Annotated in this window: 20 protein-coding genes, 1 pseudogene and 1 riboswitch; of the genes and pseudogenes, 18 read left to right on the forward strand and 3 right to left on the reverse strand. The window is 32.1% G+C overall.

Features of this window, described 5'->3' with window-relative positions:
• Window positions 1-37: 37 nt before the first annotated feature.
• The 14 genes and pseudogenes from ACREVU_RS07725 (at window position 38) to kamE (ending at window position 12,529) form a co-directional block, all read left to right on the forward strand.
• Window positions 38-457 carry a hypothetical protein gene (locus ACREVU_RS07725; protein WP_431551028.1) on the forward strand — a complete coding sequence of 140 codons (420 nt, stop codon included), beginning with the start codon at window positions 38-40 and terminating at the stop codon, window positions 455-457.
• A gap of 151 nt (window positions 458-608) precedes the next feature.
• Window positions 609-860, forward strand: a complete 252-nt coding sequence (locus tag ACREVU_RS07730; RefSeq protein WP_431551029.1) for a cysteine-rich small domain-containing protein — start codon at window positions 609-611, stop codon at window positions 858-860.
• A gap of 266 nt (window positions 861-1,126) precedes the next feature.
• A pseudogene (locus tag ACREVU_RS07735) lies at window positions 1,127-1,201 on the forward strand (hypothetical protein); the annotation flags it as partial.
• 14 nt (window positions 1,202-1,215) lie between these two features.
• The gene (locus ACREVU_RS07740; protein WP_431551030.1) at window positions 1,216-2,157 is read left to right on the forward strand and encodes a GNAT family N-acetyltransferase; all 942 of its coding nucleotides are present in this window, start codon (window positions 1,216-1,218) and stop codon (window positions 2,155-2,157) included.
• An 80-nt stretch (window positions 2,158-2,237) separates the two neighbouring features.
• A riboswitch (Lysine riboswitch) is annotated at window positions 2,238-2,416 on the forward strand.
• A 202-nt stretch (window positions 2,417-2,618) separates the two neighbouring features.
• Window positions 2,619-2,999: a 3-aminobutyryl-CoA ammonia lyase gene (kal, locus tag ACREVU_RS07745; RefSeq protein WP_431551031.1), complete on the forward strand. Its 381-nt coding sequence runs from the start codon at window positions 2,619-2,621 to the stop codon at window positions 2,997-2,999.
• A gap of 64 nt (window positions 3,000-3,063) precedes the next feature.
• Entirely contained in the window at window positions 3,064-3,879 is an 816-nt protein-coding gene (gene kce / locus ACREVU_RS07750; RefSeq protein ID WP_431551032.1) for a 3-keto-5-aminohexanoate cleavage enzyme, read from the forward strand.
• A gap of 22 nt (window positions 3,880-3,901) precedes the next feature.
• Entirely contained in the window at window positions 3,902-4,555 is a 654-nt protein-coding gene (atoD, locus tag ACREVU_RS07755; RefSeq protein WP_431551033.1) for an acetate CoA-transferase subunit alpha, read from the forward strand.
• A gap of 1 nt (window position 4,556) precedes the next feature.
• Window positions 4,557-5,222: a 3-oxoacid CoA-transferase subunit B gene (locus ACREVU_RS07760; protein ID WP_431551034.1), complete on the forward strand. Its 666-nt coding sequence runs from the start codon at window positions 4,557-4,559 to the stop codon at window positions 5,220-5,222.
• 12 nt (window positions 5,223-5,234) lie between these two features.
• The gene (gene kdd, locus ACREVU_RS07765; protein WP_431551035.1) at window positions 5,235-6,272 is read left to right on the forward strand and encodes an L-erythro-3,5-diaminohexanoate dehydrogenase; all 1,038 of its coding nucleotides are present in this window, start codon (window positions 5,235-5,237) and stop codon (window positions 6,270-6,272) included.
• A 141-nt stretch (window positions 6,273-6,413) separates the two neighbouring features.
• Window positions 6,414-7,667 (forward strand): lysine 2,3-aminomutase, encoded by a 1,254-nt coding sequence (kamA, locus tag ACREVU_RS07770; RefSeq protein ID WP_431551036.1) that lies wholly within the window; start codon window positions 6,414-6,416, stop codon window positions 7,665-7,667.
• Between the two features lie 19 nt (window positions 7,668-7,686).
• Window positions 7,687-8,712 (forward strand): lysine 5,6-aminomutase reactivase subunit KamB, encoded by a 1,026-nt coding sequence (gene kamB, locus ACREVU_RS07775; RefSeq protein ID WP_503417256.1) that lies wholly within the window; start codon window positions 7,687-7,689, stop codon window positions 8,710-8,712.
• A gap of 1 nt (window position 8,713) precedes the next feature.
• On the forward strand, window positions 8,714-10,183 hold the full coding sequence (gene kamC / locus ACREVU_RS07780) for a lysine 5,6-aminomutase reactivase ATPase KamC (RefSeq protein ID WP_431551038.1): 1,470 nt from the start codon (window positions 8,714-8,716) through the stop codon (window positions 10,181-10,183).
• Window position 10,184: 1 nt separating this feature from the next.
• Window positions 10,185-11,741 (forward strand): lysine 5,6-aminomutase subunit alpha, encoded by a 1,557-nt coding sequence (kamD, locus tag ACREVU_RS07785; RefSeq protein WP_431551039.1) that lies wholly within the window; start codon window positions 10,185-10,187, stop codon window positions 11,739-11,741.
• Window positions 11,741-12,529 (forward strand): lysine 5,6-aminomutase subunit beta, encoded by a 789-nt coding sequence (gene kamE / locus ACREVU_RS07790; RefSeq protein WP_431551040.1) that lies wholly within the window; start codon window positions 11,741-11,743, stop codon window positions 12,527-12,529. Before kamD ends, kamE begins: the two co-directional genes overlap by 1 nt.
• 287 nt (window positions 12,530-12,816) lie before the next feature.
• Here the strand turns inward: kamE and ACREVU_RS07795 are convergent, their stop codons facing one another.
• Together ACREVU_RS07795 and ACREVU_RS07800 are read right to left on the reverse strand one after the other, a co-directional pair.
• Entirely contained in the window at window positions 12,817-13,401 is a 585-nt protein-coding gene (locus tag ACREVU_RS07795; protein ID WP_431551041.1) for a permease prefix domain 1-containing protein, read from the reverse strand.
• The gene (locus tag ACREVU_RS07800) at window positions 13,394-13,735 is read right to left on the reverse strand and encodes a PadR family transcriptional regulator (RefSeq protein WP_431551042.1); all 342 of its coding nucleotides are present in this window, start codon (window positions 13,733-13,735) and stop codon (window positions 13,394-13,396) included. The genes ACREVU_RS07795 and ACREVU_RS07800 overlap by 8 nt, the downstream gene beginning before the upstream one ends.
• Window positions 13,736-14,050: 315 nt before the next feature.
• Here ACREVU_RS07800 and ACREVU_RS07805 point away from each other — a divergent pair, with 315 nt between their 5' ends.
• A complete protein-coding gene (locus tag ACREVU_RS07805; protein WP_431551043.1) occupies window positions 14,051-15,322 on the forward strand; it encodes a M14 family metallopeptidase in 1,272 nt (423 codons plus the stop codon).
• 128 nt (window positions 15,323-15,450) lie between these two features.
• On the opposite strand, the gene abc-f is transcribed toward ACREVU_RS07805, so the two are convergent.
• The gene (gene abc-f / locus ACREVU_RS07810; RefSeq protein ID WP_431551044.1) at window positions 15,451-17,376 is read right to left on the reverse strand and encodes a ribosomal protection-like ABC-F family protein; all 1,926 of its coding nucleotides are present in this window, start codon (window positions 17,374-17,376) and stop codon (window positions 15,451-15,453) included.
• A gap of 354 nt (window positions 17,377-17,730) precedes the next feature.
• Between abc-f and ACREVU_RS07815 the strand changes: the two genes are divergently transcribed.
• The 3 genes from ACREVU_RS07815 to ACREVU_RS07825 form a co-directional block, all read left to right on the forward strand.
• Window positions 17,731-18,369 (forward strand): redox-sensing transcriptional repressor Rex, encoded by a 639-nt coding sequence (locus tag ACREVU_RS07815; protein WP_431551045.1) that lies wholly within the window; start codon window positions 17,731-17,733, stop codon window positions 18,367-18,369.
• 203 nt (window positions 18,370-18,572) lie between these two features.
• Window positions 18,573-19,352, forward strand: coding sequence for a short-chain-enoyl-CoA hydratase (locus ACREVU_RS07820; protein ID WP_431551046.1), 780 nt, complete (start codon window positions 18,573-18,575; stop codon window positions 19,350-19,352).
• Between the two features lie 82 nt (window positions 19,353-19,434).
• The coding region (locus ACREVU_RS07825) for an acyl-CoA dehydrogenase family protein (RefSeq protein ID WP_431551047.1) at window positions 19,435-19,717 on the forward strand (283 nt) is incomplete at its 3' end.

Here is a 19,717-nt window from a genome sequence, read left to right on the forward strand (position 1 = left end):
TTAAGAGTTTTGGTAAAAATATGAAAGAAGGGTTATTATGAAAAAGAAAACTACTTATAAGTCTCTAAGCACAAAAGCCAAGGCAAAATTTAAGCCGAAATCTATACCAAAATCAATAGGTAGTAAATTACTTATATTACTAGGACTTGTTATACCCATAGCTGCTTTCGTAGGGTACTCTATGAATGTAAATTTCTTCTCTATTGCAAGGATTATATCACTTTTTATTCTTATCATAAGTATAGCTGCCTATTTAAAAGATGTGATTATTTATCCTAATCTTAAAGCAATACAGCATGATAATTCATTAATCAATAAAAAAAAATCAGGACATAATGAAAATAGAAGAAACTTTTCTTCTTTAATAAAGAAAGGAACAGTTCAAGTAGTATTATCAATATTAATAATTATTGCATTCACCTATTTAGGACAAGCTATATATAAAATAATTGTATAATTATAAGTAATATATATTTGAATTTATTGTGAAATTCTTGTAGGGTTAGATTATTGGTTAATTTATAAGCAAGCACCAGAAAAAAAGTGATATAATTATTATGATATATAGTATTATAAGAAAAATTATAGACATTAAAGGGGATATAAAAATGAAGAATAATTACAAATTTTTTAGAAATATTGATTGTAAATATTTTCCTTGCCACGAAGTCGAAAATGATGAAAATTTTAACTGTCTATTTTGTTATTGTCCTTTGTATTTTCTTGAGGATTGTGGTGGGAACAAAAAGTTTGTAAATGGTGTTAAGGATTGTTCATCGTGCATTATTCCACATTCAGAAAATGGATATGAGCATATAGTGCATAAGATAATGGAAGTAAATAAAACTAAAATGAAATAATGATTATCTAAAAGAGATTAAGAGTATGAAATTTATTCTACGGGAATTGCATAAGAATTAGAAACTAGAATTTCTAAATGTAATTTAATTGTTTTGTAGTTACTTATGCAAGTCTGCTCTGATAAATTTTATATTTACCACAATTTAATCATACAATGAAATGGATGTCAGAAGGGTGAAGCCTATTGATATCTTTTTTTACTATAATTTAGTACAAAATGTTTTGATTATCAGAGGTTTAAAGCAAGGGGTTAGAATATTTTTATCTTCGTAGATATTCAATTCGAAATGGATTTATGGATAGGGAAGATAAAGGAAGTACTTATTGGATAAATGATTAAAAGGGGATGAGCAAATGGAGATTAAACAATTTAATTTAATATCTTCACTGCAGAAAAAGGAACTATATACTTTTATTAAGGTTACAGATTTAACTTATAATAAAACATATATAGAAATGACTAAAATATACGAAAGTGATACGTTTAATGATGGTAATAGTGTTTTCGTTTTATTTCATAAAGGGAAGATTAAAGGAAGTGCGGCCTTAATAACCAAGGAAATAAACATTAACGGAGAAGCTTTTATCACAGATGTTTGTGTTGGAAAAGAAAATATAGAAAATGAAAATAGTTATTTAAATAGGACATTAACAATTTCGAATACAGAAGTTTTTTTACAACTTTTAATTGAAACAATAGCACAATATTGTGATAAGTTTAGTTCTAAAAGTATAAAAATTGGTATTCGTGAAAGCGAAACATATCTTATACCATATATTAAAAAAATGGAATTCAATCATATTTATGATGCGGTGGTTATGATTTATAGAGGGGAGAAAAATAAGGTTTTGAAAGCAAAGAACGACTTGGAACTTAGACCTCTTTGTATTTTTAATTCACATGAATATAGGAATATTCATAATGAGGCTTTTAAAAACAGTCCCAATGGAGGAACTATAGATGAGTTAGAAGTAAATGATTATATAGTTCAATATGCCAATAATGAGGATATGATAGGAATATGTTATTTTGAAAAAAAACATTGTGGTATATATGAAATATCTATTGATGGGAATACAGGCTGGGTGGATACCTTAGGAATTACACCTAAGTTTCAAAATAGTGGTTTAGGGAGTTCCTTAATAATGAAATGCATTGAAAAGTTATACGAAAAAAAGTTAAATGAAATCAAACTTTTAGTAATTACATCCAACAAGATTGCAGTTAAATTGTATAAAAATAGCGGATTTAAAGAGGAAAGTATCTTTTCTTATTGGTTTGAAAAAATAATTTAATTTTCTGAAAAAGGTATTGTATTTGAATTATTAACAGATTATAATTAAGGTAGATACGAAAAACTAAAATTTAATAAATTCACATAAATAGAGGTGCAGATAAAGAGGTAGTTTTTGAATGACAAGGATATGAACATCCAATATCAAGAATGAAGTATTTGTTTGCCGAAAGAGTATGCTGGTTCTTCAGCTTATTCTTGGGGATAGAGATTATATTTCTATCACTGCCATAAAGATTTTATGGAGGGCTATTTATGTAATGAAAAAATAATTTTTCATTGCATTAATAGCTTAAGTATTTTTGTTTATTAAGGCACTGAAAATTCAGTGCCTTTTTTGTGTGCAAAATATTAATTTGCTAGGCACAAACCAAAAGTACACTAGCAATAATGATGAATTGTTTTTTCAAATGAGTAAGTGATATTCATTGTATAAATAAAATAAAAGAGGAGGAAGATAATATGAAATCTTTAATCAGATTAAGAATGAGTTCCCATGATGCACATTATGGTGGGAATCTCGTGGATGGAGCAAGGATGCTTCAATTATTTGGAGATGTAGCAACTGAACTTTTAATTTTAAATGATGGTGACGAAGGATTATTTAAGGCTTATGATTCTATTGAATTCTTAGCACCAGTTTATGCAGGTGATTTTATAGAAGCTGTTGGAGAAATAGTAAGCATTGGAAATTCGTCAAGAAAAATGATTTTTGAGGCAAGAAAAGTTATAGTACCAAGACCAGAAATAAATGATTCAGCTTGTGACGTATTAAAAGAGCCAATAGTGGTTTGCAAGGCGAGTGGAACTTGTGTAGTTTTAAAAGATAAACAAAGAAAATAATATGGCATAAGCCTAGTGTAAACTTTTTCATCTAGCAAATTGATGATATATAAGGAGGCATCACATGGAAAAATTAATAATTACTGCAGCCATATGCGGAGCAGAAGTTACAAAAGAGCATAATCCAGCTGTTCCTTATACTGTAGAGGAAATTGGAAGGGAAGCTGAAATAGCATACAGAGCGGGTGCTAGCATTATTCACTTGCATGTAAGAATGGATGATGGAATTCCAACGCAAGATAGAGAGAGATTTAGATTGTGCATGGAAGAAGTTAAAAGTAGATGTCCGGAAGCAATAATCCAACCATCTACTGGTGGAGCTGTTGGTATGAGTAATGCGGAAAGACTACAACCAGTTGATTTAAGACCAGAAATGGCGACTCTAGATTCAGGTACTTGTAATTTTGGTGGAGACGATGTATTTGTAAACACCGAAAATACTATTAGTGAATTTGGTGAAAAAATGATTAAATACTCTGTAAAGCCTGAAATTGAAGTTTTTGATAAGGGAATGATAGATATGGCTATAAGACTTCAGAAAAAAGGTTTTATAAAATCCCCTATGCATTTCAATTTCGTTATGGGTGTAAATGGTGGTATAAGTGCTACTCCAAGAGATTTAGTATTTATGGCAGGAAGCATTCCTGCGGGGAGCACATTCACAGTTTCAGGTATAGGAAGAAGCGAATTTGAAATGGCAGCAATGTCAATAATAATGGGTGGACACGTAAGAGTTGGATTTGAGGATAATGTCTATATTTCAAAGGGTGTTCTAGCAAAGTCAAATGGAGAATTAGTTGAAAAGGTTGTACGTATTGCAAGAGAATTGGGTAGAGAGATAGCTACTCCAGCCGAGGCAAGACAAATTATGGGATTATAAATAAAAGTATGGGGGGCAAATCATGAATAAGGTAGTTACTCCTGATAAATTAAAACCTCTTTTTAAAGATGGCATCACACTTATGATAGGTGGATTTTTAGGTTGTGGAACTCCGCATAAGATAATTGATATTCTAATTGAACTGAATGTTAAAGATTTAACTATTATTGCAAATGATACGAGTTTTGCAGATAAAGGGCTGGGAAGACTTGTGGTGAGTGGCCAGGTTAAGAAGGTTATAACTTCCCATATAGGTACAAATTCTGAGACTGGAAGACTTATGAATGAAGGCAAAATGGAGGTTCAGCTTGTACCACAAGGAACATTAATAGAAAGAATAAGATGTGGTGGAGCGGGACTTGGAGGTGTTTTAACACCAACAGGGGTAGGTACCATTGTCGAAGAAGGAAAACAAAAGCTTACAGTAGAAGGCAAAGAATATTTGCTTGAGCTACCATTAAGAGCTGATATTGCAATAATTAAAGGTAGTATAGCAGATGAATTTGGAAATACATTTTATAGGGGAACTACAAAAAACTATAATCCTATTATAGCAACGGCTGCAGATATAGTAATAGTTGAAACGGAAGAATTAGTAAAAATAGGTGGAATTGATGCTGACCTGGTAATGACTCCTGGAGTCTTAGTTGATTATATATTGGGAGGTATCGAGTAATATGATAACAGATAGTAATATTGCAAAACATATAATTGCAAAGAGAGTTGCAATGGAACTTAAGGATGGACAGCTTGTTAATCTAGGAATTGGACTTCCTACATTGGTTTCAAACTATGTTCCTGAGGAATTAATGGTTACCTTTCACTCTGAAAATGGAATGGTTGGTATGGGACCTGTAGCTGAGAGTGGTAAAAGTAGTGAGGATATTCAAAATGCAGGTGGGCAGTATTGCAGCATACTTCCTGGTGGAGCTTACTTTGATAGTGCAATGTCTTTTGCATTAATTAGAGGGGGACATGTTGATATTACAGTGCTTGGAGCCTTAGAGGTGGATGAAGAAGGAAATCTAGCAAATTGGATTATACCAGGGAAGATGGTTCCTGGTATGGGCGGAGCAATGGATCTTGTTGCGGGAGCTAAAAGGGTTATTGTTGCAATGTTGCATACGGGAAAAGGAGTGCCAAAGATTCTTAAAAAATGCACTCTTCCATTAACGGCTAAGGGAAAAGTTAACTTAATAGTAACAGAGCTTTGCGTAATTGAAGTTACAAAAGAAGGACTGGTTTTAAAGGAAATACACAAGGACACAACAGTAGATGAGGTTAAATCACTTACAGAAGCAAATCTTATCGTAGCACAAGATTTAAAAATAATGGATGTATAGGGGGAACTCATAATGAATAAAGGATGTAAATATGGAACCCATAGGGTACTGGAACCAAAAGGTGTGTTACCACAACCAGCAACTAAAATATCAAATGATATGAATATATTTGATAATGAAATTTTAATTGATGTTCAAGCACTAAATATAGATTCAGCTAGCTTTACTCAAATAGAAGAAGAGGCTGGTCACGATATTGAAAAAATAAAAGCTAAAATAATTGAAATCGTGACTGCACGTGGGAAGATGCAAAATCCTGTAACAGGATCAGGTGGAATGCTTATTGGAAGGGTTGAAAAAATAGGTGAAGCACTGACTGGAATAACTGATCTTAAAGTTGGAGACAAAATTTCCACTTTAGTTTCATTATCATTAACTCCACTTAGAATAGATGAAATTATAGATATTAAACCAGATATTGATAGAGTTGTAATAAAAGGAAAAGCTATTTTGTTCCAAAGTGGCTTATATGCAAAACTCCCAAAAGATATGGATGAAAACCTAGCATTAGCAGCATTAGATGTTGCAGGAGCACCAGCTCAAGTTTCTAAACTTGTTAAACCAGGCCAATCAGTTCTACTCCTAGGCGCAGCAGGAAAATCAGGAATGCTTTGCTGCTATGAAGCAGTTAAAAGAGTAGGGCCAACAGGAAATGTTATTGGGCTTGTAAGAAATGAAGAAGAGAAAGCAAGACTTGCAAGATTGAACTTAAAAATGCAAATAGTTATTGGAGATGCGAGAAATGCTATTGATGTAATGAACACTACACTGAGGCACAATAATGGGCAAGAAGTTGACGTAGCAATAAATATAGTTAACGTTCCAAATACTGAAATGTCGACAATACTGCCAGTAAAAGATAATGGGATTGTATACTTTTTCTCAATGGCTACAAGCTTTACAAAAGCAGCGCTTGGAGCTGAAGGTGTAGGCAAAGATGTTACTATGATTGTAGGAAATGGTTATACTAAAGGTCATGCAGAGATAACTCTGGAAGAGCTAAGAGAAAATGAATTATTAAGAAGTGTATTCGAAGAATTATACGTTTAAACACATTTTAGCACCCCCGGTTATATTAAATTGTGATTTAGAGATGCAATGTAAAGATGTATTCCATTGTACTCTAAAGCTTATTAATATATTAATTATGCATGATAAAACCAAAAATTATTATACAATGGAGGTACCAATATGAAAGTTAATAGAAGATTTGAACTATTTAAAGATGTAACAGATGAGCAGTGGAATGATTGGAAATGGCAAGTTAAAAATAGAATTGAAACTGTAGATGAACTTAAAAAATATATACCACTAACAGAAGATGAAGAAAAAGGTGCAAGGCAATGTGTTGAAACGTTAAGAATGGCAATAACACCTTATTACTTAGCATTAATAGATCCCAGTGACCCACATGATCCAATAAGAAAGCAAGCTATACCAACTGCATTAGAATTGCACCAGGCTGGTGCTGATTTATTGGATCCACTACATGAAGATGCAGATTCTCCAGTACCGGGGCTCACTCATAGATATCCAGACAGAGCATTAATATTAATAACTGATATGTGCTCAATGTATTGTAGGCATTGTACAAGAAGAAGATTTGCAGGGCAAAGTGATAGTTCTATGCCAATGGATAGAATAGATAAAGCCATCGAGTACATCAGAGATACGGTGCAAATTAGAGACGTATTATTATCGGGTGGAGATGCGCTACTTGTTTCAGATGACAAATTAGAATATATAATCAAAAAATTAAGAGAAATTCCACACGTTGAAATAATAAGACTGGGTTCAAGAGTACCAGTAGTTATGCCGCAAAGAATTACACCTAAACTAGTTAATATGTTGCAAAAATATCATCCCATTTGGTTAAATACTCATTTTAACCATCCAAATGAAATTACAGAAGAATCCAAACTTGCTTGCGAGAGGATGGCAAATGCAGGAATACCTTTGGGAAACCAAACAGTTCTTTTAAGAGGAGTTAATGACTGCACACATGTAATGATGGATTTGGTACATGAACTTGTTAAAATTAGAGTTAGACCATATTATATCTATCAATGTGACCTTTCCATGGGACTTGAGCACTTTAGAACACCAGTATCTAAAGGAATAGAAATTATTGAAGCATTAAGAGGTCATACTTCAGGATTTTGTGTACCAACCTTTGTTGTTGATGCTCCAGGTGGCGGTGGAAAAATTCCAGTAATGCCAAATTATCTTATATCTCAAAGCCCTGCAAAAATAGTGCTTAGAAATTTTGAAGGTGTTATCACTTCTTATGAGCAACCCACTAGCTATACTTCAGGCTGCCATTGCGCAGTATGTGAAGGTAAGAAAGTGATTCATAAAGTAGGAGTAGCAGGTCTATTAAACAATGAAAAAATGTCTATGGAACCAGTTGGACTTGAAAGAAATTTAAGATTAAATCACGAGTAAATTGATAGATATCAATGGAATGCTGAGTATTTTGCAAATGGTTCAAAAATATGACAGTATTTCAATTATAGGAATGAATAAAAATGTAGGAAAAACAACAGTTTTAAATCATATATTGAAAGAAGCTAGAGGGAGAATATCACTTGGGCTTACCTCGATAGGAAGAGACGGAGAAGAAAAGGACATAGTAACTGCTACAGGAAAACCTAAAATTTACGTAGAGTATGGAACTATAATTGCCACTGCAAAACAGTGCTTATTAAATAGTGATATTACTAGGGAAATTTTAAAAACTACAGGATTTAATACTCCTATGGGAGAAATAATTATATGCAGGGCATTAAGCGATGGATATGTAGAACTGGGAGGTCCGTCCGTAAATTCACATATGGCATTAATATGTGATGAGCTTAAAAATTTTGGAAGTAAGCTTACGATTGTGGATGGAGCTCTTAGTAGAAAAACTTCGGCTTGTCCATCAATTACTAATGCTACAATATTATCAACGGGGGCTGCAGTTGATAAAAGCATGAGAGTTGTTATAGAAGAAACCAGTCATATTGTTAATTTATTATCCACAGAAAATGAAGTGAATCATGAAATATTAAAGCTGGCGGATGTAGTTTTACAAAGTGGAAGAATAGGCATTATACACCGAGATAATACAATGAAAATTTTAGATGTGGTTACGGCACTAGGAGCTTCTAAGGAAATCGCTCAGACAATAGACGACAATACATCCTATGTAGTTATTAAGGGTGTGGTCTCAGACAATCTTCTAGAGGATATTATGGCTATTACAAAAATGTATAGAGGGGTAACTTTCCTAGTTGAAGACGGAACAAAGCTGTTTTTAACTAGGGATACCCTTTATAAATTTAAAGTACAAGGTGGAATTATAAAAACAATAAATCCCATTGATATAGTTTGTGTTACTAGTAATCCAAAATCACCTTATGGGTATGAATTTGATAAGGATAAGTTTTTAGATGGGCTTAGAAATAATTTGATTGTGCCTGTATTTGATGTAATTGGAGGAGAGTAAAATGAAATTTTTAGACCAGCAGCAAAGAGAACAAATTGGTTTTTCTTTTATTATGGATAAATTAGGGATAACTACTCCATATGGTCTCCAGGAAGTTAAGAATATTTTACCTTTTAAAGAATCAGAAATAGATAAATTAAATAACGAATTAAATAGTTTAGAAACTATAATTAATTCTATTAAATCTCATACTGATGAGTATAACTCAATAGGAAGAATGTTTTGTAAGCTTAAAGATATTAGAAATTCTATTAAAAGATGTAGTGAAGGTGAAACATTAGATGAGGTTGAATTATATGAAATTAAATATTTTTCAATGCTGGTAGTGCAGTTAAAAGATGTGATAGATGAATTAAATCTTAATATAGAAGACCTCAATCTAAAGTCATTGCATGGAATTATTTACACTCTAGACCCAGGAGGAACAGGGATACCTACTTTTTATGTTTATGATGAGTATTCCGAAACCCTGAAAAATATTCGTGAAAAGAAGAGGCAAGTGGAAAAAACAATTTTTACTGCCAAAAATGATGAAGAAAGAAGTAAACTAAAGCAGCAAAGGCTAGATTTAGTTATAGAGGAAGAAGCGGTGGAACTCAGTATTAGAAAAGAGTTAACCATAGATATTTCTAAAGAAACGGAGTCCTTAAATCAAAATATAAAAGCCATAGGTAGATTAGATTTTTTAATTGCTAAAGCCAATCTATCAATAACTTATAATGGGACTAGGCCAGAAATTTGTAGTGAAATGCAGATTCGACTTTCTGAGGCTTCGAGTCCTGAAATTAAAGAAATATTAGAGAATGATAAAAAACGATTTACCCCTGTTAGTATAGATTTAAATGCAGGGACAACTATTATAACAGGTGCAAATATGGGAGGAAAAAGTGTTACTCTAAAGACTATTGTTCTGAATTTATTACTGGGACAAATGGGTTTTTTTGTGTTTGCAAAGGATGCGAAGTTTCCAATCCTTAATTTTATTCATTTTGTTTCGGATGATATGCAGTCAGTATCTAAGGGCCTCAGTACATTTGGAGCGGAAATAATAAAGTTAAAGGAGGTAGTTGAGTGCGTAAAAAGAGAGGATGGGTTTATAGCTTTAGATGAGTTTGCCAGAGGTACTAACCCAAAAGAAGGATATTACCTTGTGAAATCTCTTTGTAAATACTTGACTAAATTTAATTCAGCCAGCTTAATTTCAACTCATTATGATGGAGTGGTCCAAGATAATATGGAACATTATCAGGTAATAGGACTAAAAAATGTGGACTTTAGTGAACTAAAATATAAAATAAATGAGAATAAAACTCATTCTGTTGAATTAATACAAGAACATATGGATTATAAGTTAGAGAAGGTTTCAAAAGAAAATAAAGTACCAAAAGATGCACTTAATATAGCATTATTACTAGGACTTCAAAATGAAATAGTGGATATAGCAAAAGAGTTTTATAATCAGGAGGAATAAAATGGAAAGTAAATTAAATCTAAATTGGGCTATTGTTGATAAAGCTAGACAATCAGCTAAAAATATAGCGAAAGATACTCAAGAGTTTATTGATATACATACCACAGTTACAGTAGAGCGAACTGTTTGTAGACTTTTAGGCATTGATGGGATAGATGAAGTGGGTGTTCCCATTCCCAATATAGTAGTAGATAACATTAAAAATGGTAATGGCTTAGCACTTGGTGCTGCAATGTTTATAGGAAATGCTATGGTTGAAACTGGCTTTTTTCCACAACAAATCGCAGAGTCTGTAGCAAGAGGTGAAATAGATTTAACTAAACTTCCCATGCATGATGATTTTGAGATTAAAATTGCCGTAGATAAAGTAGCTAAAGCAATGGTGGCTAAAATTAGTAAAAATAGAGGCAAGAGGGAAGCATATCTTGAAAAATTCGGTGATAAGAGTGGTCCCTATCTTTATGCAATAGTTGCTACAGGTAATATCTACGAGGATATAACCCAAGCAATAGCAGCAGCGAAGCAAGGTGCAGATATAATTGCAGTTATAAGAACCACAGGTCAAAGCTTACTTGACTACGTTCCCTATGGAGCAACAACGGAAGGTTTCGGAGGAACAGTTGCCACGCAAGAAAACTTTAGATTTATGAGAGAAGCTCTTGATAAAGTAGGAGAACAGCTAGGAAGATATATAAGACTTTGTAATTATTGCTCAGGACTATGTATGCCTGAAATAGCTGCTATGGGAGCTATAGAAAGATTAGATGTTATGCTCAATGACGCTTTATATGGAATTCTATTTCGAGATATCAATATGCAAAGAACTATAATTGACCAATATTTCTCAAGAATAATCAATGGATTTGCTGGAGTTATTATAAACACTGGAGAAGATAACTATTTGACCACATCAGATGCAGTAGAAGAAGCGCATACTGTACTTGCTTCACAATTTATAAATGAGCAATTCGCATTAGTTGCTGGAATTCCAGAAGAACAGATGGGACTTGGACATGCATTTGAAATAAGCCCAGATGTTGAAAATGGATTCTTGTTTGAACTGGCTCAAGCACAAATGGCAAGAGAAATCTTCCCTAGAGCACCACTGAAATATATGCCTCCAACTAAGTTTATGACTGGAGATATATTTAAAGGGCAAGTACAAGATGCATTATTTAACATGGTTACTATTATGACAGGACAAAAATTACATCTTCTTGGAATGCTTACAGAAGCAATACACACACCATTTATGTCAGATAGGGCACTTGCAATAGACAATGCTCAATATATATTTAGAACTATGAAGGATTTAGGCTCGGAAATTACCTTCAAAAGAGGTGGCATTATGGAAACGAGAGTAGATGAAGTATTAAATAAAGCAGCAGATCTAATTGGTGAAATTGAAAAAGAGGGTTTATTTAGTACGCTGGAACAGGGAAAATTTGCAGGAATTAAGCGGCCTCTAAATGGTGGAAAAGGACTTGCAGGAGTTGTAGAAAAAGATAAAGCTTACTTCAATCCATTTGTAGATTTAATGTTAGGGGGGACTAAGTAATGAGCGAAGGACAATATTCATTAGAAGTCAAAGATTATGATAAAAGTTTAGACCTAACAAGGCTTAAACCCTATGGTGATACCATGAATGACGGTAAGGTTCAAGTGAGCTTTACATTGCCAGTTGAAGATAATGAAAGAGGAGTAGAGGCAGCGCTTCAGCTTGCTAAATCTATGGGACTTAAAGATCCAAACTGTGCTCATCACCGCGCTTTAGATAGTGAATTTAGTTTCTATGTGATTTATGGTTCATTAGTGAATACTGTAAACTATGAAGAAATCCATGTTCAAACTGTAGAAGGCGAAGTAATGGACATGAAACAAATTGGTGAGTATATAAAAGAAAACATTAAACGTGAAGTAGTAATAATTGGAGCTAGTACAGGTACAGATGCTCATACAGTTGGCATTGATGCAGTAATGAATATGAAGGGTTTTGCAGGTCATTATGGCCTTGAGAGATACCCTATGATAGAAGCACTGAACTTGGGAAGCCAAGTTGAAAATGAAGAGTTTATTAAAAAAGCTATAGAACTTAAAGCTGACGTGCTTTTAGTTTCTCAAACAGTAACTCAAAAGGATATACACATCCAAAACCTTACCAATTTAGTAGAATTATTAGAAGCAGAAGGAATAAGGGATAAAGTTGTGTTAATTTGTGGAGGGCCAAGAATAACTCATGAACTTGCAAAAGAGCTTGGATACGATGCAGGTTTTGGGCCAGGTAAATTTGCTGATGATGTAGCAAGTTTTGCTATTACAGAGATGGTTAAGAGAGGTCTCGTTTAAGGAGAAAAATTTTGAAACAAATTTAAAATATACCGCTAAAGTAAATTCTTATGTAGCTTAAAATAGCATTAATGTATGATTTTAAGCTACTTTACTTTTTATAATTTTAAGAAGATTAACCTTACAAATACTATCAAAAACTGTTCTATTGATCAATAGATTATTTCCTTATAATTCTAATTCTAAACTAAATAAGAAAAAGTTAAAGCGACTATTATTAACCCACAAAAAACATTCATGGTTCTTTGGATATCTTCTTTCATATTTGCCTCCTTGATTTTCTAATTTCAAATTCTTTTTTTATTAAAATATGATTTCATAGCTAAAACAATAATTAATACTGACACAAATAGAATAATAATAGATACTTCTACTTGAGACGGGAACATTCGCGTACAAACAGAATATCCCCCAATTGCGATATCACAAATAGCTACAAATACCAATATTTTGCTTGGATGCTCAATATTAATATATTGGTAAAAAGCTATGGTTCCTATTATCCATGAAACAATAAAAAATAAATATGATATATTTTCAAGCATGCTATTGGCGGAATTTTCATAATACATATTAGCTCCAGTAAAAATTAGACCGATTATAAAAATACTTATTGCTACTTTTACCATCAATAAAGTAAAATCAGTTTTCTTTTTCCATACGGTGCTCATTTCTGAAATAACATCATTTTCTTGTCCAAAACTCTTCAATGCCATTTTTATACTTTCATCTTCACTAAGGCCTTGTTTTTCAAGTTCATGGGCTTCATCATAAAGGCTTGATTTTAACTCTTCCCTAAATATCTGTATGTCCTTAGCAGACTCATTAAATTCATCACAAATACTATCTACATACCTATCTATCTCATTCATTAATACTCACCTCCAAGAACTGATTTAATAATTCTCTAAGAACAAGCCACTCTTGAACTTTCTCGCCCAAAAAGTTCAACCCTTCTTGAGTTATTTTATAATAACGTCTTCTCCCTCCACCAGTATTTTCATCATCATTCCAATAGCCCTCCAGATAATTTTTCTTTTCGAGTCTTTTTAAAGATACATACAAGGTTGCTTCCTTCATCTCAAAACTTTTATTTGTTTGCTTTATGGTTTTTCCAATTTCATAACCATACATATCTTTATGCTTTAAAACTGATAGAATAATTATATCAACATAACCTTTTAATATTTCTTTTTCAAATTCCACTAGAATTTCGCTCCTAACTAACATTATTTTATAATGTACTTAATATTATATAGTAGTTCTTTACTTGATTATATGTGAACTACTACATATTATCAAGTACTTTTATAAAAATATTTATAATTTGTAAATTTAAATGAAAAATGTATTTGAATGTATATGTAATCGATTGATATACATAGATAATTGAAGACATTGATAAAAAAAAGGAAATGAACTAATAAATTTTTCATTTTTTTGATATATTTATTTAAAACTTGTAACATTTTTCAATAAATTTCATAAAATAATACTATAAGAAATTTTAGGAGGATTGATTTGCAAATCCTAAAGATAGGCTCGAGAGGAACAGAAGTGATGGAAATACAAGCACTACTTAATAAATTGAGTTATAGTGTGGACGGCTTAGATGGAAATTATGGACCTAAAACAGCTGCTGCAGTTGGTAAGTTCCAAAGATATTTTGGCCTATCACCTACAGGAGTAGTAAATGATGAAACTTATAAACTTATGAATAGCTTTTTAATAGGTTATGATACTTATAGAATTAGACCTGGTGATACATTTTATCTTATAGCAAGGAGGTATTATACAACAGTCCAAAGTATAATTACAGCTAATCCAGAAATAAGTCCCAATAATTTACAAGTTGGGAGTGAGATTATAGTTCCTTATTCATTGGGGGTGGTTTATACAAATATCGACTACACTTATGACATTATGAAAAAGGACTTAGAAGGGCTAAAGGCTAGGTATCCATTTATTGAAGTTGCTAGTGCAGGCACCAGTCAGCTAGGAAAAGAACTTTATTATGTAAAACTGGGAAATGGACCTAATAAAGTTTTTTATAATGGAGCCCATCATGCTATTGAATGGATAACTAGTGTGCTTTTAATGAAATTCATTGAAAATTTTGCTGAAGCCTATGCAACGGGTCAATCTTTAGAAGGTTATAATACCCAGGATATATGGAATAAAAGCAGTATATATGTGATGCCTATGGTAAATCCAGATGGAGTTAACTTAGTGCTTAACGGGTTAGATAGGAGTAACCCATACTACAATGATTTGATTAAGTGGAATAATGGAAGTGATGATTTTTCTAAAACTTGGAGTGCGAATATAAGGGGGGTAGACCTTAATCATAATTATGATGCCCTGTGGCAAGAGTCAAAGGATGCAGAAAAAACTTATGGAGTATATGGACCAGGACCTTCAAGATATTCAGGTACCGCGCCAGAATCAGAACCTGAGTCTAAAGCTGTAGCAGACTTTACAAGGAAAAATATCTTTAGATTAGTAATAGCTTATCACAGTCAAGGGGAGGTAATATACTGGAATTTTGAAAATTTGGCTAGTCCGGAAGCTAGAAAAATAGCAGAAACATTTTCAAGGCTTAGTGGTTATGAACTCGCAGAAACCTACGGAATAACAAGTTTTGCGGGATATAAAGATTGGTTTATAGAAAAATTTAGAAGACCTGGATATACCATTGAAGTTGGACTTGGAGAAAATCCTCTACCGATAAGTCAATTCAATGTGATTTATAAGGACAATATCAAAGTATTATTAGAAGGAGGGGTGGTTTAACGGTATATTAACATTAAAGTAGTATGAAATTTATCCGGAGTGACTTGCAACAAGAAACGAATAAATTAAATTTCCTATTTGGAGTTCGGTTGCAAGGCGCATAGGATTAATTTCATACTTTTTAATTCTTATTCTGCATCATCTATAAACTCTTCCCAAGTTACATAAAGATCTTGAAGTTCTTTTTTTACATTTGCAAGCTGATTGTTTACGTCGGAGCTCTTAATAGGGTTTGAATAAACTTCTTCTTTGCAAAGATCGTTAGTTAATTTTTCTGATTCTTGTTCTAGTGATGAAATTTTATCTTCTAGATCTTTTAGGTCTACTTTTTTTTGCTTTTCTAGTTTTTCTTCCTCTCGTTTCTTCTTTTTATCAAAGTTGATTTGGGTTTTTGACATTCCAGCCGTAGCCTCTTCTTCTTGAAACCTAAGAGGATTTTTCTTTTTTTCTATATAATAATTATAATTACCTAAATATTCTTTGAGGCCTCCTTGATTTAATTCAAGTATTCTAGTTATTACTTTGTTTAAGAAATATCTATCATGAGATATTACAATAACTGTACCGTCATAGGCTAGTATTGAATCTTCTAGTGCCTCACGGGACATAATATCTAAGTGGTTTGTTGGCTCATCTAATAGCAAGAAGTTAGATTTAGATAACATAATTTTAAGAAGATTAATTCTGCAGCGTTCACCACCACTTAATGCGGAAATATTTTTAAATACATCTTCTCCTATGAATAAAAATGCAGCGAGAGCTGTACGAAGTTCTGTGGTAGTAAGTTTAGGAAAGTCATCCCAAACTTCATCTATTATAGTTTTTTCTTCGTTTAAATCTGATTGTTCTTGGTCATAATATCCTACAAAAATATTTTTGCCTAATATTTTTATGCCTGTATCACTAGGTATTTTATCCATTATAATTTTGAAAAGAGTTGTTTTTCCTCTTCCATTTTCCCCAATAAGAGCAATCTTATCCGACCTTTTCATATCTAGATTTAAGTTTTCAAACAAAAGATTGTCTCCAAATGATTTTGATAAGTTTTCTATATGAAGCACATCATTTCCACTTTTAATTTCTGTTTCAAAATTAATTCTAGTTTCCCTAGGATCTTTGTCAGGAATATGGATCCTTTCCATTTTGTCTAAGGATTTTTGTCTGCTTTCCGCAGCTCTTACACTTTTTTCTCTATTAAAGGACCTATATTTAGTTATAATGTCTTCTTGCCTTTTAATTTCTGATTGCTGTAAATTGTAGGCTTTCAACTTAATTTCATAATTTATTTTCTTAAGTTCAATAAAACTTGTATAGTTACCATTGTAACAATCTACATGACCATTAATAAGTTCAAAGGTTTTATTAGAAATAGCATCTAGAAAAAATCTATCATGAGATATTATAAACATAGTACCTTTATAGGATTTCAAATAATCTTCAAGCCACTCAATAGCATCTAAATCTAAGTGATTAGTAGGTTCATCTAGTAACAGTACATCAGGATTGTTTAGTAGTAACTTGCATAATGCAACTCTAGTCTTTTGACCCCCACTTAATATATTTATTGGCTTATTATAATCTTCTTCCATAAAGCCAAGACCTTTGAGGACTTTACCGATTTCGGCCTTATAGGTGTAACCGCCTCTATTATTATAAAGGTCATAAGTTAATGTATATTCTTTTATTATTCTATTTGTATATTCTTCTCTTGACGCATCGTATGGCTGATTCATTATTGTTTCTAATTCTTTTAGCTTTTTTTCGAGACTTAATAGATTGTCAAATACTAAAATGGTTTCTTCATATATGGTATTACTGGAATCCAAGGTTAGATCTTGAGAAAGATAACCAACTCTTTTATTCTTATCTATAAATAATTCACCATTATCATAATCCAATTGACTGGTGATTATTTTAAAAAGTGTAGATTTACCTGCACCATTTGCACCAATAAAACCAATTCGTTCACCTTCATTTATACTAAAAGTTATTTTATTTAAAATAACATCTATCCCATAACTTTTGTGAATATCTTTGCAACTTAGAACTATCATTTTTTTTCACCTTCCCTGCTCTGTGTAATTAAAATTATACAATAGTTTAAGGGTCATAAAGTACAATATTATTTAAACAAATTTATGTATCTGAACTATTAAACAATTTAAATTATAATTGTTATAAATATTAATTATAGTTCATTTCTACATTATTGTACTATTTATATTAAATATATTGTAGTGAAAAGTAAATATTTGTAGCATTAATTTAAAAAAACGCATCTAAAAAAATTTAAAATGGGCAAAATCTTATAAGAACTAATAAATTTCTAGCAAAAGGTAGTGATAATACATAATAGTGTGGTAAAATTAATATTATGAAATTTATGAGGTTTGCAAAGGGGTGTAATTGTGGAAAGAAAAAAGAATATATCAATGGCAGTCATTAAAAGATTACCTAAATACCATAGATATTTAAGAGAACTTTTAAAAAATGATGTAGATAGAATATCTTCAAAAGAATTAGGAGAAAAAATTGGGTTTACAGCATCTCAAATTAGACAAGACCTAAACTGTTTTGGAGATTTTGGACAACAAGGATATGGGTATAACGTAAAAGAACTATTAAATGAAATTAGTGGAATATTAGGATTATCAAAAGAATATAAGATGATAATAATAGGTGCGGGTAATATAGGGCAGGCTATTGCTAATTATACTAATTTTGAAAAGTTAGCATTTAATTTAGTTGGAATTTTTGATGTTAATCCAAAACTTATAGGACTCAAAATTAGAGATGTTGAAGTAAAGGACATAGATGAATTAGTTGTGCTTCTTAAATCCACACCAATTGATATTGGTGTAATCTGTGTGTCGAGAAACAATGCCCAAGCGGTGGCTGATATGATGGTGGAAGATGGGGTTAAGGGTATATGGAATTTTGCACCTGTGGATTTGCAGGTGCCAGAACGAATAATAGTTGAGAATGTTCATTTAAGTGAAAGTTTATTAACTCTTAGTTGCCTAATGAATGACAGGACATATCCATAAAATTCATGCATTTTACTAATAATAATTATAATATAAAATTAAGAATCATTATTTTTAAAAAAAAGGTTATTTTTGTTGAAATATACACTGTAAAGAGATATACTGTAATTGAAGCATAAGTGCTTCAATTAGTTTTTAGGTGTAATTGTTATATTATTAACAAATAGTTAATGAACTGATTAATTCGTAAGGAGTGGATTGTTGTGGAATACAAAAATATTGTTCTTCAAAAGGAAGACAAAGTTGCAGTGCTAACAATTAGTAGGCCAAAAGCTCTAAATGCATTAAACACAGAAACATTAAAAGAGCTAGAACTCGCAATTGATGAAATTGCTGAAGATGACCAAATCTATGCAGTGATTTTAACAGGTGAAGGAAAAGCTTTTGTTGCAGGAGCTGATATCGCCGAAATGAAAGATCTTAATGTAATGGGTGGTAGAAAATTTGGAAATTTAGGAAATAAAGTATTTAGGAAACTAGAGACTTTGGAAAAACCTATAATAGCAGCAGTAAACGGTTTTGCGCTAGGTGGCGGATGCGAGCTTTCCATGGCTTGTGATATTAGAATAGCCTCATCAAAAGCAAAATTTGGGCAACCTGAGGTAGGCCTAGGTATAACACCTGGTTTTGGAGGAACTCAAAGACTTCCTAGACTTGTAGGACTTGGAATGGCTAAAGAATTAATTTATACAGCAAAGATTATTAATGCAGAAGAAGCATTAAGAATTGGACTTGTAAATAAAGTAGTTGAACCTGAAAATTTATTAGTAGAAGCTAGAGCACTTGCCAGTACAATTGCAGGGCAAGCACCTATGGCTGTAAGCTTTTGTAAGGCAGCAATTAATAAGGGAATACAAATAGACATAGACACAGCACTTTCTTATGAATCAGAAATATTCGGAGAATGTTTCTCAACAGAAGATCAAAAAAATGGAATGATAGCATTTCTTGAAAAAACAGAAAAGTGCTTTAAAAATAAGTAAATAATTTTATAAAAGAAAGAAGACAAAGATAACAATTACATTAATTGTTATCTTTGTCCGAGAATAGCGAGGAGGAAGGTTTATGGATTTTTCATTGACAAAACAACAAGAATTTGTACAACAAATGGTAAGGGAATTTACAATAAACGAAGTAGAACCACTAGCTGCGGAAATAGATAGAACAGAAAGATTTCCTTCAGAAACAGTAGAGAAGATGGCTAGATACCATATGCTTGGTATTCCAATTTCCACTGAATTTGGTGGAGCTGGCGGAGATAATTTATCTTACGTTATTGCTGTTGAGGAATTATCAAAAGCATGTGGAACTACAGGAGTTATTTTATCAGCACATACATCATTATGTT

The organism is Clostridium sp., assembly GCF_050717535.1.
Lineage (GTDB): Bacteria > Bacillota > Clostridia > Clostridiales > Clostridiaceae > Clostridium_AD.

Excerpts from the sequence above, each read along its gene's own strand:
- kce (WP_431551032.1), top strand. The coding sequence starts at position 3,064 with ATGGAAAAATTAATAATTACTGCAGCCATATGCGGAGCAGAAGTTACA.
- kamD (WP_431551039.1), top strand. The coding sequence starts at position 10,185 with ATGGAAAGTAAATTAAATCTAAATTGGGCTATTGTTGATAAAGCTAGA.
- ACREVU_RS07760 (WP_431551034.1), top strand. The coding sequence starts at position 4,557 with ATGATAACAGATAGTAATATTGCAAAACATATAATTGCAAAGAGAGTT.
- ACREVU_RS07725 (WP_431551028.1), top strand. The coding sequence starts at position 38 with ATGAAAAAGAAAACTACTTATAAGTCTCTAAGCACAAAAGCCAAGGCA.
- kdd (WP_431551035.1), top strand. The coding sequence starts at position 5,235 with ATGAATAAAGGATGTAAATATGGAACCCATAGGGTACTGGAACCAAAA.
- ACREVU_RS07795 (WP_431551041.1), bottom strand. The coding sequence starts at position 13,401 with ATGAATGAGATAGATAGGTATGTAGATAGTATTTGTGATGAATTTAAT.
- kal (WP_431551031.1), top strand. The coding sequence starts at position 2,619 with ATGAAATCTTTAATCAGATTAAGAATGAGTTCCCATGATGCACATTAT.
- kamE (WP_431551040.1), top strand. The coding sequence starts at position 11,741 with ATGAGCGAAGGACAATATTCATTAGAAGTCAAAGATTATGATAAAAGT.
- kamB (WP_503417256.1), top strand. The coding sequence starts at position 7,687 with ATGCTGAGTATTTTGCAAATGGTTCAAAAATATGACAGTATTTCAATT.
- kamA (WP_431551036.1), top strand. The coding sequence starts at position 6,414 with ATGAAAGTTAATAGAAGATTTGAACTATTTAAAGATGTAACAGATGAG.
- abc-f (WP_431551044.1), bottom strand. The coding sequence starts at position 17,376 with ATGATAGTTCTAAGTTGCAAAGATATTCACAAAAGTTATGGGATAGAT.
- atoD (WP_431551033.1), top strand. The coding sequence starts at position 3,902 with ATGAATAAGGTAGTTACTCCTGATAAATTAAAACCTCTTTTTAAAGAT.
- ACREVU_RS07740 (WP_431551030.1), top strand. The coding sequence starts at position 1,216 with ATGGAGATTAAACAATTTAATTTAATATCTTCACTGCAGAAAAAGGAA.
- ACREVU_RS07730 (WP_431551029.1), top strand. The coding sequence starts at position 609 with ATGAAGAATAATTACAAATTTTTTAGAAATATTGATTGTAAATATTTT.
- kamC (WP_431551038.1), top strand. The coding sequence starts at position 8,714 with ATGAAATTTTTAGACCAGCAGCAAAGAGAACAAATTGGTTTTTCTTTT.